This window comes from Bacillus cereus group sp. Bc031 (assembly GCF_027716265.1).
Lineage (GTDB): Bacteria > Bacillota > Bacilli > Bacillales > Bacillaceae_G > Bacillus_A > Bacillus_A paranthracis.
In genome coordinates this window covers 1-13,187 of the sequence record NZ_JAQFUL010000113.1, presented here as the reverse complement: position 1 = coordinate 13,187, position 13,187 = coordinate 1, and the positions used below count along the sequence as shown (strand labels likewise).

Sequence of the window (13,187 nt, the reverse complement as noted above, 5' to 3'; positions counted from 1 at the left end):
AGTTGGGACCTTGTCCCTGTGAGAGTAGGACGTCGCCAAGCAACTAAAAACACAAGTCTTTTGACTTGTGTTTTTTTGTGTTTTCAAACAGTATGCAAAAAGAAGTAATGGTAATACAAACACGTTGCCCAAGGATGAATCATATTATATAAGAAATCGATGTATATTTTTCTGTAAATTGTTAAGGAATAGAAGTATAAAATATGTCCATTTAAATTAAATAGGGAGGGAAAGATATGAAATCACAAAACGAAGTTTGTATTGTTTGTGAGACAGAAAGAAAAGAAGGGATATATGTTTATAATAATTTAATATGTTATGAATGTGAAAAGGACATGGTGAATACAGAAACAAATGATCCAAAGTATATATATTATTTAAAACAGCTTCGGAAATTAGAAGTATCATATTTTTAAATAGGCATATGCCTATTATTTTTTTTGTTCTGTATAATAGAGAAAGAATGAAATAATAAGGAAGAGATATAGATGAATCAAAATCGCATACCTTTATATGAAGCATTAATAGAGTTTAAAGAAAGAAGGCCGTTATCCTTTCATGTTCCAGGTCATAAAAATGGTTTAAACTTCCCTCAAGGGGCAGTAGAGGAGTTTAAAGATATACTATCTATCGATGTAACTGAGTTATCAGGATTAGATGATTTACATAGTCCGTTTGAATGTATAGATGAGGCACAACAATTATTAGCTGATGTATATGGAGTGAACAAAAGTTATTTTTTAATTAATGGTTCAACAGTCGGGAACTTAGCAATGATTTTGTCTTGCTGTAGGGAACATGATATTGTTCTTGTACAAAGAAATTGTCATAAATCAATTATTAATGGTTTAAAATTAGCAGGAGCAAATCCAATTTTTTTAGATCCATGGATTGATGAAGCTTATAACGTACCCGTGGGAATTCATGATGAGATTATTAAGGAAGCAATTGAAAAATACCCAAATGCGAAAGCACTTATTTTAACACATCCTAATTATTATGGTATGGGGATGGATTTAGAGGCAAGCATTGCTTATGCACATGCACATAAAATTCCTGTGTTAGTAGATGAAGCGCATGGAGCTCATTTTTGTTTAGGTGGGGCATTTCCAAAGTCAGCCTTAGCATATGGTGCAGATATTGTAGTTCATTCCGCACATAAAACATTACCTGCGATGACGATGGGATCCTATTTACATCTAAATAGCCGCTTAGTGAAAGAAGAAAAAGTTTCTACTTATTTAAGTATGCTACAATCTAGTAGTCCATCGTATCCAATTATGGCTTCCCTTGATATTGCACGCTTTACGATAGCGCGTATAAAAGAAAAGGGACATGATGAAATTGTCGAGTTTTTACAGGAATTTAAAGAAGAATTGTCTTCTATCCCACAATTAGCTATTTTACAATATCCATTACAAGACGAGCTAAAAGTTACCATACAGACGCGTTGTCAGTTATCAGGATACGAATTACAGTCTGTATTAGAAAAGGTTGGTATATATACCGAAATGGCAGATCCATATAATGTCTTATTTATTTTACCTTTGCAAGTAAATAAGAAGTATATGAAGGCTATAGAGATGATCCGGGCGGCATTGCAACCTTATGAGGTGAAAGACAAGACGGAATCTATTCGTTATACTTATAAAGGAGAAATTTCTCCCTTGCCGTATACATATAAACAACTGGAAGGATATGAAACAAAAGTAGTATCTGTAGAAGAAGCAGTTGGGATGATAGCGGCGGAAATGGTAATTCCATATCCACCTGGTATTCCATTGATTATGTATGGAGAAAGAATTACTTCAGAACATAAAGAGCAAATTATGCATTTAGAGAGAGCAGGCGCTCGTTTTCAAGGTAGCACGAAATATATGAAAGTGTATGATATAGAAAGTAGGTTTTAGGATGAAGGGATTATTTGTAACAATTGAGGGGCCAGAAGGTTCGGGTAAAACAACGTTAATTCAAGGTTTATTGCCATACTTTGAACAAAAGGAACAAAAGGTAATGGCGACGAGAGAACCAGGTGGTATTGCAATTTCTGAGGAGATTAGAACGATTTTACATAAGCAAGAATATACGATGATGGAAGCACGTACAGAGGCACTTCTATATGCCGCTGCACGTAGACAACATTTAGTGGAAAAAGTTATGCCGGCACTTGATGAGGATTACCTTGTATTATGTGATCGTTTTATAGATAGCTCTTTAGCGTATCAAGGCTATGCAAGAGGATTAGGTATGGATAAAGTATTTGAAATCAATCGTTTCGCAACAGAAGACTGCATGCCTAGTTTAACAATTTACCTAGACATTGAACCCGAGGTTGGTTTAGCTCGAATTGCAAAAGATGCAGGACGTGAAGTGAATCGGTTAGATATGGAAGATATCACTTTCCATAAACGTGTGCGTGAAGGGTATTTACAAGTTGTAGAACGTTTCTCGGATCGTATTGTATTAGTAAATGCTGATCAACCAATGGAAAAACTTATAGAAGAAGTTATTCAAGTTATAGAAGATAAATTGTTATAATAGAAGGAAAGAATGAAATAAGTGAGGTATGCATTATGACGAAGACGTGGGAGCAGCTTTCTGCTATACAACCCATCGGTGTAAAAATGTTGATGAATAGCATCGCAAAAGAGCGTATATCCCACGCTTACTTATTAGAGGGAGGGAAAGGGACAGGAAAGTTTGCGACAGCAATTCAAATGGCAAAGAGTTTCCTCTGTTCTCAGCGGGATGGGGTAGAACCTTGTCATGTATGTACAAATTGTAAGCGAATTGATTCAGGTAACCACCCAAACTTACATATTGTAAAACCAGACGGATTGTCTATTAAGAAGCAGCAAATTCATGATTTACAAGAAGAGTTTTCAAAAACAGGATTAGAAGCAAATAAAAAAGTATATGTTATTGAGCACGCAGACCGTATGACAGCAAATGCGGCGAATACACTGTTGAAATTTTTAGAAGAACCAAGTAGTGATACAACAGCTATGTTACTTACTGAACAAAGTCATCAAATTTTAAATACGATTTTATCTCGGTGTCAAGTTGTTACATTTAGACCGTTACCTACAGAATCTTTAATTAGAAGATTACAGGATGAAGGTGTTACGACATCTTTATCGACACTTGCTGCACAACTCACAAATAGTTTTGATGAAGCTTTAGCTTTATGTAGTGATGAATGGTTTGCACAAGCACGAGCTTTAGTGATAAAATTATGTGAAGCGCTCGAAAAAGATAAAGCCTCTGTTTTTTTTGTACAAGAAAAATGGGGAAAACACTTTGGAGAGAAAGAACAATTACAGCAAGGTTTAGATATGTTACTCCTTATTTATAAGGATTTATTATATGTTCAACTTGGAGAAGAAGATCGTCTTGTTTTTCATGAGCAGAAAGAGATGTTTGAATCTTTCTCCTACGCTCAGAAGCGCATTGTATCAGCTCTCTTTAATATATTAGAGGCAAAAAATAGAATCAACGCTAATGTAAATGCGCAGCTTGTGTTCGAACAGTTAGTGTTGCGGTTGCAGGAGGGATGACCGTTTTGTATGATGTAGTAGGTGTTCGCTTTAAGAAGGCCGGAAAGGTGTATTACTTTGATCCGAATCAGTTCGATATCTCTGAAAATGAGTTTGTAATTGTAGAAACGGTAAGAGGTATTGAATACGGAAAAGTAGTTATTACCAAAAAGCAAGTTGATGAAAACGACGTTGTATTACCACTAAAAAAGGTTATTCGCATTGCAAATGAAAACGATCGTACCATTGTTGAAGAGAACAAACATGCTGCAAAAGAAGCATATCAAGTTTGTCAGCAAAAGGTAGTAGAACATAATCTTGATATGAAACTTGTAGATGTAGAGTATACGTTCGATCGCAATAAAATTATTTTCTACTTTACTGCGGATGGTCGGATTGATTTTCGCGAACTAGTGAAGGACTTAGCAGCAATTTTTAGGACAAGAATTGAACTAAGACAAATCGGTGTTCGTGATGAAGCGAAAATGCTTGGTGGTATTGGTCCATGTGGTCGTATGCTTTGTTGTTCTACTTTTTTAGGGGATTTTGAACCTGTATCCATTAAGATGGCAAAAGATCAAAATTTATCATTAAATCCTGCAAAAATCTCTGGTTTATGTGGTCGCTTAATGTGTTGCTTAAAATATGAGAACGATGAATATGAGGCAGCAAAGGAACAACTTCCTGATTTAGATCAACGTATACAAACCCCGCATGGTACTGGCCGTGTTATCGGATTAAATATTTTAGAAAGATTAATTCAAGTGGAACTAGTAGACAAGGAACGGATAGTAGAATATACGTTAGATGAGTTAGTGAATAAAGGGGTCGTTTCGAGTCAAACCACAGATTAATGAGGTGGGTGCTTGTGGAGAAAAAAGATATTTTTGCATCGGTTTCTAGTATGGAAGAGCAAATTGGACATTTATACAAACAGTTGGGAGAATTAAAACAAAATCTTGCAGAGTTACTGGAAGAAAACCAACATATAAAAATGGAAAATGAAAATTTGCGACACCGCTTTGAAGAAGTACAGATTAAAGAAAAACAAAAAACTCAAAAACGTAAAGAAGTGAAGCCGAAGACAGATATTGGTGAAGGCTATGATAATTTAGCAAGACTATATCAAGAAGGTTTTCATATTTGTAATCTGCATTATGGAAGTGTACGTAAAGAGGGAGATTGTTTATTCTGCCTGTCATTTTTAAATAAAAAGTGAAATTACCTTTCCAATAATAATTGGAAAGGTAATTTTTTATACATGAGAGTAGAATCGAATATGTTTTTTATTAGTAGAAGATGAAATAGGGTAGGTTAAGTGTAAGAAAAGGAGCAACATATGAATTTATATGAAGATGAACGTTTAGATTACTTATTAGCACAAGATTTGAAGATTATACAAAGCCCATCAGTATTTAATTTCTCGTTAGATGCTGTTTTACTTGCAGACTTTGCTTGGGTGCCAATTCAAAAAGGTAATTTACTTGATTTGTGTACAGGTAATGCAGTTGTGCCCCTTCTATTAAGTACAAGGACGAAAGGGAATATTACTGGTGTAGAAATTCAAGAACGCTTATATGATATGGGAATAAGAAGTGTCCAATACAATAAGTTGGAAGAAAGAATTCACTTAATACACGGGGATTTGAAAGATATGCCGGAGAAACTTGGGCGTCATCAATATGATGTTGTCACATGTAATCCGCCTTATTTCCAAACACCTGCAACTTCTGAAAAAAATATGAATGAACATTTAGCGATAGCTCGTCATGAAATTATGTGTACACTAGAGGATGTTGTATCTGCAAGTAGTCAGCTAGTAAAGCAAGGCGGGAAAGTAGCATTTGTACATCGTCCAGGTCGTTTATTAGATATTGTTACATTAATGCGTAAATACAAAATTGAACCGAAGCGTGTACGATTTGTTTATCCTAAGGCAGGGAAAGAAGCGAATACATTGTTAATTGAAGGAATTAAGGATGGAAACGCAGATTTGAAAATATTGCCACCTCTTTTTGTATATGAAGAAAATAATGAATATACAAAGGAGATTCGCTCGATTTTATATGGAGAAGAATAAGCATTGTTTTTATGTAGCGGAGTGCTCTGATGGAAGTTACTATGCTGGATATACAAATCATATAGAGAAGCGGATTGAGACCCATAATAGCGGAAAAGGGGCTAAGTATACGCGTGCTAGACTTCCTGTTGCTTTAAAATACGTAGAATTTCATGAAGATAAGCGTACAGCTATGCAAGCAGAGTATTATTTTAAGCAATTAAATAGAAAACAAAAAGAAGAATATATGCAAAAAGGAGAACGCTATGTGGCAACAAAAAAGCTTTCAACAAAGTGAAAAGGGAGTTTTATATTTAGTACCAACCCCTATTGGAAATTTAGAAGATATGACATTTCGTGCAATCCGAATTTTAAAAGAAGCGGATTTAATTGCTGCTGAAGATACGAGACAAACGAAAAAACTTTGTAATTATTTTGAAATTGAAACGCCTGTTATGAGTTACCACGAGCATAATAAAGAAGTAAGTGGAAAGAAAATATTAGAGAAGTTAGATGAAGGAAAGACTGTAGCACTTGTTAGTGACGCTGGTATGCCGTGTATTTCCGATCCAGGCTATGATATTGTTGTCGAGGCAGTAGCTGAGCAATATCATGTAATCCCGCTTCCTGGGGCAAATGCAGCCCTTACAGCATTAATTGCATCAGGGCTTGAAACAAAACAGTTTTATTTCTATGGGTTTTTACAAAGAAATAAAAAAGAAAGAAAAATGGAGTTAGAGAAGCTTCGTTACATACAAACTACAATGATGTTTTATGAAGCGCCTCACCGCCTGGATGATACTTTAATCTCGATGCAAGAAGTATTGGGAAATAGAGAAATCGTATTATGCCGAGAGTTAACGAAAAAATTCGAGGAATTTATTCGAGGAACAGTTGAAGAAGCAATTGAGTGGACGAAACAAAATGAAGTTCGTGGTGAGTTTTGTATTTTAGTAGCTGGTTCAACGGAAGAACCTGCTCCAGAAGAACAATGGTGGGAATCTATTTCAGTATATAATCATATTGAACATTATATAAACGAAAAAGGTATGAATTCAAAAGAGGCGATAAAAACAGTCGCTAAAGATCGAGATTTGTCGAAACGTGATGTGTATCAAATCTATCATGTCGATAAAAAATAAGCTTCTCATAATTGAGAAGCTTATTTTGCTGTTTCGATATAATCTTGAAGCTCGTTTAAGATTTGCTCAGCGCCTTCTTTGCTTAAGATAATTTTACCTTCAGCTAAAGATAGGTTACCATCAGATACTTCACCAGTTACTTGGCAAGTCATGTTTGGCTTATATTTTTTTAAGATGATTTTCTCGTCATCAACATAGATTTCAAGAGCATCCTTTTCTGCAATACCTAAAGTACGGCGTAATTCAATCGGAATTACTACACGACCTAATTCATCAACTTTACGAACGATACCAGTAGATTTCATAATTCTTTTCCTCCTAAAGAAATAGTTTATAAGTTTCGAGTCTATTTTTAGATTCGTCATTTTTCGACAAAGTACCCTATGGACATATGATACCAATCATTTACATTTCCGTCAATTCTTTAATTCTATATTTTTTAAAAAGATTTATAGATTTCTTACTTCTTATATATAATAGAATTTGAGTAATTTCTACTATTATTTCACTTTATTTTCGGAAAAATCAAGAAATTACAGGTAATGACTGTATATTTTCTTGAAATATGAGTAATAGATGATAAATATAAAAATATGAACTTGTTTTTATCCTGCATTAACGAGTAGTAAGATTCTAAATTTTAAATTCGGCGGGGCCAAAGAAGTTAAGTGGAAGTCGGATTGCTCGTAAAAGTCCGATTGGTGTGGGTTGATAATCCGTGGGAATGAACAAGACCCTCACAGATTAAAGTTTCACTTTATATATAAGTTTTTGATATACTATTTATAAATACATATGAGGTTATCCGGGAGGTCCAAAACAATGACAAAGGAAAACAAATCCTTTTATATTACTACCCCAATTTATTATCCAAGTGGAAAATTACACATTGGACATGCTTATACAACAGTAGCAGGAGATGCGATGGCACGATATAAGCGTATGCAAGGATATAATGTTCATTATTTAACAGGAACTGATGAGCATGGACAGAAGATCCAAAAGAAAGCAGAAGAATTAAATGTTACACCACAAGCATATGTGGATAACATCGTTGCAGGAATTAAAGAACTTTGGGAGAAGATGGATATCTCCTATGATGACTTTATCCGTACAACGGAAGATCGTCATAAAGATGTTGTCGAAAAAATCTTCAAGCAACTAGTAGATCAAGGTGATATTTATCTTGATGAATATGAAGGTTGGTATTCTGTACAAGATGAGACATTCTATACAGAGCATCAATTAGTAGATCCAATTATGGAAGGTGACAAAGTAGTTGGGGGAAAAAGTCCAGACAGTGGTCATGATGTAGAACTTGTTCGTGAAGAATCATATTTCTTTAGAATGGGTAAATATGTTGACAGACTATTAAAGTTCTATGAAGAGAATCCACATTTCATTCAGCCAGAGTCTCGTAAGAATGAAATGATTAATAACTTTATTAAACCAGGATTGGAAGATTTAGCAGTTTCCCGTACTTCATTTGACTGGGGAGTTCGTGTTCCAGGTAATCCGAAACACGTTATTTACGTATGGGTTGACGCATTATCTAACTACATTACAGCATTAGGTTATGGAACAGAAAATGAAGAGATGTATAAGAAGTTCTGGCCAGCAGATGTGCATTTAGTTGGAAAAGAAATCGTTCGTTTCCATACGATTTATTGGCCAATCATTTTAATGGCATTAGATTTACCTCTTCCGAAAAAAGTCTTTGCTCACGGTTGGATTTTAATGAAGGATGGAAAGATGAGTAAGTCAAAAGGAAATGTAGTAGATCCAGTTACATTAATTGATCGTTACGGATTAGATGCATTACGTTATTACTTACTTCGTGAAGTTCCATTTGGATCTGATGGCGTATTCACACCTGAAGGATTTGTGGAGCGTATTAATTTTGATTTAGCAAATGACTTAGGTAACTTATTAAATCGTACAGTAGCTATGATTGATAAGTACTTTAACGGAGAAATCCCTGCATTTAAAGCAAATGTAACGGAATTTGATGAAACGTTAGTAGCATTTGCGAAAGATACATTGAAAAAAGTTGAAGAAGCAATGGAGAATATGGAATTCTCTGTAGCTCTAAGCTCAATTTGGCAATTGGTTAGCCGTACGAATAAATACATTGACGAAACACAACCGTGGGTATTAGCGAAAGATGAGAATGATCGCGAAAAGTTAGCCTCTGTAATGGCTCACTTAGCAGAAGTACTTCGTCAAACAGGTATTATGCTTATGCCATTCTTAACAGTAGCACCAAGCAAAATGTTTGCTCAGCTTGGCCTGACTGATGAAGCACATACATCTTGGGGAAGCCTATCTACAATCGGCTGTATTCCAGCTGGAACAAAAGTGGAAAAAGGACAACCAATTTTCCCTCGTTTAGAAATGGACGTGGAAGTGGCGTACATTAAAGAACAAATGAAAGCCTCTGCTCCTAAAGTAGAAGAGAAAAAAGAAGAAGAACCGAAGGCAGAAGAAATTACAATTGATGATTTCTTTAAAGTAGAATTGCGTGTAGCTGAAGTTCTATCTGCGGAACCTGTGAAAAAAGCAGACAAGTTGTTAAAAATTCAACTAGACTTAGGTACAGAAAAGCGTCAAGTTGTTTCTGGAATTGCAAAATTCTATTCGCCAGAAGACCTAAAAGGTAAAAAGGTTATTTGTGTAACAAATTTAAAACCTGTAAAATTACGCGGTGAATTATCGCAAGGTATGATTTTAGCGGGTGAAGAGAATGGCGTATTGTCATTAGCATCTATTGACCAAAATCTACCAAATGGTACAAAAATTAAGTAATTAAGACAAGAAAAGAGATGTTTCACGTGTAACATGTGTGAAGCGTCTTTTTTCTTTTTACACTCTCAATTTTTGCATTAAGATTGTAGTATTGTTATCGTTAAGTTATAAAAGAGCTTATTTGCGTAGAATAAATTTGATTTCAATATAAAAGGAGTTATGTATTATGTTGTTTGATACACATTCACATTTGAATGCAGAGCAATTTGAAGAAGACTTACAAGAAGTTATTGCCCGAATGAAAGAAGCGGGGGTTACTTATACAGTTGTTGTTGGTTTTGATGAAGTAACGATAAAAAAGGCGATTGAATTAGCTGAAGCCTATGATTTTATTTATGCCGCGGTTGGATGGCATCCAGTTGATGCAATCGACATGACAGAAGAGCATTTAGCTTGGTTAGAAGAACTTGCTTCTCATCCTAAAGTCGTTGCACTTGGAGAAATGGGCTTAGATTATCACTGGGATAAGTCTCCAAAAGAAATACAGAAAGAAGTATTCCGTAAGCAAATTGCATTAGCGAAAAAAGTAAAATTACCGATTATTATACATAACCGCGATGCAACTCAAGATATTGTTGATATTCTAGAAGAAGAGAATGCAGCTGAAGTAGGAGGTATTATGCATTGCTTTAGCGGTAGCGTAGAGGTAGCAGAGCGATGTGTTGATATGAACTTTTTAATTTCGTTAGGTGGACCGGTTACGTTTAAAAACGCTAAGAAACCGAAAGAAGTTGCTACTGAGATTCCATTAGAAAAATTGTTAATAGAGACGGATTGTCCGTATTTAACACCACATCCATTTCGAGGAAAACGAAATGAACCAAGTTATGTAAAACTCGTAGCAGAAGAAATTGCAAACTTAAAAGGAATTTCTTATGAAGAGGTAGCGGAAGTAACAACTAAGAATGCAAAAGCTTTATTTGGTGTCGAATAAAAAGAATGGGGAGAGCCCATTCTTTTTATTTTTTGAGAAACGTAATAGTAGAAGTGGTAGAGAAACCGAGGGTGAATGAGTAAGTGTTACAATAAGGAGAGAGAACAAAGTTTTGGACATTCTATTTTTTAAAATGTAACAATGGGGAAAATAATAATGGAAAAGTCGTCATTTTTTTGTTTTACTAAGTAGAGACGAAACGAGTGTGGAGGCAAGCATGAAAATTAAAGAGATTATCGTTGTAGAAGGTAAAGATGATACAGTTGCGATTAAGCGTGCTGTTGATGCGGATACAATTGAAACGAACGGTTCAGCAATCGGTGATCATGTTATTGAACAAGTAAAATTAGCGCTGCAAAAACGAGGCGTTATTATTTTCACAGATCCGGATTATCCTGGAGAGCGTATTCGAAAAATTATTTCTGATAAGGTGCCTGGATGTAAACATGCTTTTTTACCGAAGGAAGAAGCACTTGCTAAGAGGAAAAAAGGTGTCGGGATTGAACATGCTTCTAATGAATCAATTCGCCGTGCTTTAGAGAATATACATGAAGAAATGGAAGCTTACACAAGTGAAATTAGTTGGAGCGATTTAGTCGATGCAGGTTTAGTGGGCGGAGAAATGGCAAAGAGTCGCAGAGAAAGAATGGGTAAGCTATTAAAGATTGGTTATACAAACGCAAAACAGTTACATAAACGTTTACAAATGTTTCAAGTTTCAAAAGAATCATTTGCAGAAGCTTATAAGCAAGTCATACAGGAGGAAAGAAAATGAAGGATATCGCAACGCCAAATCGTACGAAAGATATTGTTGAAAAGTATGGATTTTCATTCAAAAAAAGTTTAGGACAAAATTTTTTAATTGATACGAATGTATTAAATCGTATCGTTGATCACGCTGAAATTGGTTCAGAAAGTGGTGCAATTGAAATTGGACCAGGTATCGGTGCATTAACAGAACAATTAGCGAAGCGTGCTAAAAAAGTAGTGGCTTTTGAAATTGATCAAAGGTTATTACCGATTTTAGATGAGACGTTAGCTCCATATGGCAACGTTACTGTTATCAATAAAGATGTACTAAAGGCAGATGTACATGAGGTGTTTAGTGAGCAATTTGAAGAAGGGCAAGATGTAATGGTAGTAGCTAACTTACCATACTATATTACGACGCCAATTTTATTTAAATTGCTGGAAGAGAAATTACCGGTTCGTGGATTCGTTGTTATGATGCAAAAAGAAGTTGGGGATCGTTTAGCAGCTAAGCCTGGAACGAAAGAATATGGTTCTTTATCCATTGCTATTCAGTATTATACAGAGGTAGAAACAGTTATGACTGTACCGCGTACAGTGTTTGTGCCACAACCGAATGTTGATTCTGCAATTATTCGCCTCCTAAAGCGTCCTAAACCAGTGGTAGAGGTAACAGATGAGACATTCTTCTTTGAAGTAGTACGAGCAAGTTTTGCACAGCGTCGTAAAACTTTAATGAATAATTTATCAAATAATTTAAATGGTTTCCCGAAAGATAAAGAGCTGTTGGATCGGATTTTAACAGAAGTAGGAATTGATCCAAAACGAAGAGGCGAAACGCTATCTATCGAAGAGTTTGCGACATTAAGTAATGCATTAGTTCTTCATAAGTTATCATAAGGGTACAAAAGGGACAGTTCAATTTGAACTGTCCCTTTTGTCACCTTTCTCCTCCTAAATTCATACTTTAAAAACAGGTAAGATGGCCTAACGAGTTTGGAGGTAGGAGAATGGCTTTACATGTTGGAGAATTAGTGGAACGATATTCTCATAATAGGGATATCCTTTTTCGTATTATAGAAATAAAAGGTGAGATAGCTATATTGTTTGGAGAGGAAATTAGATTAGTGGCAGATGCGCCACTTGAAGATTTAATTAGTATAGATCAACGAGAACATAAAAAGAGAGCAAAGCGTGAGAAAGAAACAATGGAGCGGACGTATCGTTTGTTTCAACAAGATTACGTATTAATGAAACAAAGGCATGAACACACTTCAACTGGTGGATATACAAGTGAAGTGAATTATTTTCAAATGCCAGGGCGTGTCTTGCATATAGATGGAGACCCGTTATATTTGCGCAAGTGCCTAGATTTATATAATAAAATTGGTGTTCCTGTACAAGGTATTCATTGTAAAGAAACGGAGATGCATGAAAAGGTAGTAGATTTAATAGATCATTTTCGTCCGGACATTTTAGTTATTACAGGGCACGATGCGTATACAAAATCAAAAGGCGTAAAGGGAGATTTAGCAGCATATAGGCATTCAAGGCATTTTGTACAGGCTGTTCGAGAAGTGCGAAAAAAATATCCATCGTTGGATCAACTCGTTATTTTTGCTGGGGCATGTCAATCACACTTTGAAGCATTAATTCGAGCAGGTTCTAATTTTGCTAGTTCCCCATCTAGAATTAATATTCACGCACTAGATCCTGTATATGTGGTTGGTAAAATTAGTTTTACGTCATTTATGGAAAGGGTTAATGTATGGGATGTTGTACGTAATACGATTACTGGTGAAAAGGGGCTTGGCGGGATTGAGACGAGGGGGATTTTACGAACTGGATTACCTTTTCAACATTATGAAGAATAAGCAAGGTACATATAATCCGTACCCTTTGTAAAGGACATTTTAAAAAAAGTTAGGCGGCATCAAGAAGATGATTTCTGTATTCAACAG

15 protein-coding genes are annotated in these 13,187 nt (G+C 35.4%); 14 read left to right on the top strand and 1 reads right to left on the bottom strand.

Features of this window, described 5'->3' with window-relative positions:
- The first annotated feature begins 236 nt into the window (after window positions 1-236).
- From PDQ33_RS26265 to rsmI, 9 genes are all read left to right on the top strand, one after another.
- Window positions 237-416: a sigma factor G inhibitor Gin gene (locus tag PDQ33_RS26265; protein ID WP_000842028.1), complete on the top strand. Its 180-nt coding sequence runs from the start codon at window positions 237-239 to the stop codon at window positions 414-416.
- A 72-nt stretch (window positions 417-488) separates the two neighbouring features.
- Complete coding sequence (locus PDQ33_RS26260; protein WP_076856388.1) at window positions 489-1,910, top strand: aminotransferase class I/II-fold pyridoxal phosphate-dependent enzyme; 1,422 nt, start codon at window positions 489-491, stop codon at window positions 1,908-1,910.
- Window position 1,911: 1 nt separating this feature from the next.
- Window positions 1,912-2,538 (top strand): dTMP kinase, encoded by a 627-nt coding sequence (tmk, locus tag PDQ33_RS26255; protein WP_000677231.1) that lies wholly within the window; start codon window positions 1,912-1,914, stop codon window positions 2,536-2,538.
- Between the two features lie 35 nt (window positions 2,539-2,573).
- The gene (gene holB, locus PDQ33_RS26250) at window positions 2,574-3,557 is read left to right on the top strand and encodes a DNA polymerase III subunit delta' (RefSeq protein ID WP_270394856.1); all 984 of its coding nucleotides are present in this window, start codon (window positions 2,574-2,576) and stop codon (window positions 3,555-3,557) included.
- 5 nt (window positions 3,558-3,562) lie between these two features.
- Window positions 3,563-4,390, top strand: coding sequence for a PSP1 domain-containing protein (locus PDQ33_RS26245; protein WP_000272429.1), 828 nt, complete (start codon window positions 3,563-3,565; stop codon window positions 4,388-4,390).
- Between the two features lie 14 nt (window positions 4,391-4,404).
- On the top strand, window positions 4,405-4,755 hold the full coding sequence (gene yabA, locus PDQ33_RS26240; RefSeq protein WP_270394855.1) for a DNA replication initiation control protein YabA: 351 nt from the start codon (window positions 4,405-4,407) through the stop codon (window positions 4,753-4,755).
- Window positions 4,756-4,875: 120 nt separating this feature from the next.
- A complete protein-coding gene (locus tag PDQ33_RS26235; protein ID WP_001055351.1) occupies window positions 4,876-5,616 on the top strand; it encodes a tRNA1(Val) (adenine(37)-N6)-methyltransferase in 741 nt (246 codons plus the stop codon).
- On the top strand, window positions 5,603-5,893 hold the full coding sequence (locus tag PDQ33_RS26230; RefSeq protein WP_270756870.1) for a GIY-YIG nuclease family protein: 291 nt from the start codon (window positions 5,603-5,605) through the stop codon (window positions 5,891-5,893). Before PDQ33_RS26235 ends, PDQ33_RS26230 begins: the two co-directional genes overlap by 14 nt.
- Window positions 5,862-6,737: a 16S rRNA (cytidine(1402)-2'-O)-methyltransferase gene (rsmI, locus tag PDQ33_RS26225; protein WP_076856387.1), complete on the top strand. Its 876-nt coding sequence runs from the start codon at window positions 5,862-5,864 to the stop codon at window positions 6,735-6,737. The genes PDQ33_RS26230 and rsmI overlap by 32 nt, the downstream gene beginning before the upstream one ends.
- Before the next feature lie 20 nt (window positions 6,738-6,757).
- Here the strand turns inward: rsmI and PDQ33_RS26220 are convergent, their stop codons facing one another.
- Window positions 6,758-7,042 carry an AbrB/MazE/SpoVT family DNA-binding domain-containing protein gene (locus tag PDQ33_RS26220; RefSeq protein ID WP_000843036.1) on the bottom strand — a complete coding sequence of 95 codons (285 nt, stop codon included), beginning with the start codon at window positions 7,040-7,042 and terminating at the stop codon, window positions 6,758-6,760.
- Between the two features lie 517 nt (window positions 7,043-7,559).
- Here PDQ33_RS26220 and metG point away from each other — a divergent pair.
- From metG to yabG, 5 genes are all read left to right on the top strand, one after another.
- The gene (gene metG, locus PDQ33_RS26215) at window positions 7,560-9,542 is read left to right on the top strand and encodes a methionine--tRNA ligase (protein WP_076856386.1); all 1,983 of its coding nucleotides are present in this window, start codon (window positions 7,560-7,562) and stop codon (window positions 9,540-9,542) included.
- Between the two features lie 166 nt (window positions 9,543-9,708).
- On the top strand, window positions 9,709-10,476 hold the full coding sequence (locus PDQ33_RS26210; RefSeq protein ID WP_000895831.1) for a TatD family hydrolase: 768 nt from the start codon (window positions 9,709-9,711) through the stop codon (window positions 10,474-10,476).
- Window positions 10,477-10,693: 217 nt separating this feature from the next.
- A complete protein-coding gene (rnmV, locus tag PDQ33_RS26205) occupies window positions 10,694-11,251 on the top strand; it encodes a ribonuclease M5 (protein ID WP_000692830.1) in 558 nt (185 codons plus the stop codon).
- Window positions 11,248-12,126 carry a 16S rRNA (adenine(1518)-N(6)/adenine(1519)-N(6))-dimethyltransferase RsmA gene (gene rsmA, locus PDQ33_RS26200; protein ID WP_000651552.1) on the top strand — a complete coding sequence of 293 codons (879 nt, stop codon included), beginning with the start codon at window positions 11,248-11,250 and terminating at the stop codon, window positions 12,124-12,126. Before rnmV ends, rsmA begins: the two co-directional genes overlap by 4 nt.
- 110 nt (window positions 12,127-12,236) lie before the next feature.
- A complete protein-coding gene (gene yabG, locus PDQ33_RS26195) occupies window positions 12,237-13,100 on the top strand; it encodes a sporulation peptidase YabG (RefSeq protein WP_270394853.1) in 864 nt (287 codons plus the stop codon).
- Window positions 13,101-13,187 lie beyond the last annotated feature (87 nt).

Bases quoted from the DNA above. Each gene is read 5' to 3' on its own strand.
- PDQ33_RS26265 (WP_000842028.1), top strand. From the start codon at position 237: ATGAAATCACAAAACGAAGTTTGTATTGTTTGTGAGACAGAAAGAAAA.
- PDQ33_RS26260 (WP_076856388.1), top strand. From the start codon at position 489: ATGAATCAAAATCGCATACCTTTATATGAAGCATTAATAGAGTTTAAA.
- tmk (WP_000677231.1), top strand. From the start codon at position 1,912: ATGAAGGGATTATTTGTAACAATTGAGGGGCCAGAAGGTTCGGGTAAA.
- holB (WP_270394856.1), top strand. From the start codon at position 2,574: ATGACGAAGACGTGGGAGCAGCTTTCTGCTATACAACCCATCGGTGTA.
- PDQ33_RS26235 (WP_001055351.1), top strand. From the start codon at position 4,876: ATGAATTTATATGAAGATGAACGTTTAGATTACTTATTAGCACAAGAT.
- PDQ33_RS26230 (WP_270756870.1), top strand. From the start codon at position 5,603: ATGGAGAAGAATAAGCATTGTTTTTATGTAGCGGAGTGCTCTGATGGA.
- rsmI (WP_076856387.1), top strand. From the start codon at position 5,862: ATGTGGCAACAAAAAAGCTTTCAACAAAGTGAAAAGGGAGTTTTATAT.
- PDQ33_RS26220 (WP_000843036.1), bottom strand. From the start codon at position 7,042: ATGAAATCTACTGGTATCGTTCGTAAAGTTGATGAATTAGGTCGTGTA.
- metG (WP_076856386.1), top strand. From the start codon at position 7,560: ATGACAAAGGAAAACAAATCCTTTTATATTACTACCCCAATTTATTAT.
- PDQ33_RS26210 (WP_000895831.1), top strand. From the start codon at position 9,709: ATGTTGTTTGATACACATTCACATTTGAATGCAGAGCAATTTGAAGAA.
- rnmV (WP_000692830.1), top strand. From the start codon at position 10,694: ATGAAAATTAAAGAGATTATCGTTGTAGAAGGTAAAGATGATACAGTT.
- rsmA (WP_000651552.1), top strand. From the start codon at position 11,248: ATGAAGGATATCGCAACGCCAAATCGTACGAAAGATATTGTTGAAAAG.
- yabG (WP_270394853.1), top strand. From the start codon at position 12,237: ATGGCTTTACATGTTGGAGAATTAGTGGAACGATATTCTCATAATAGG.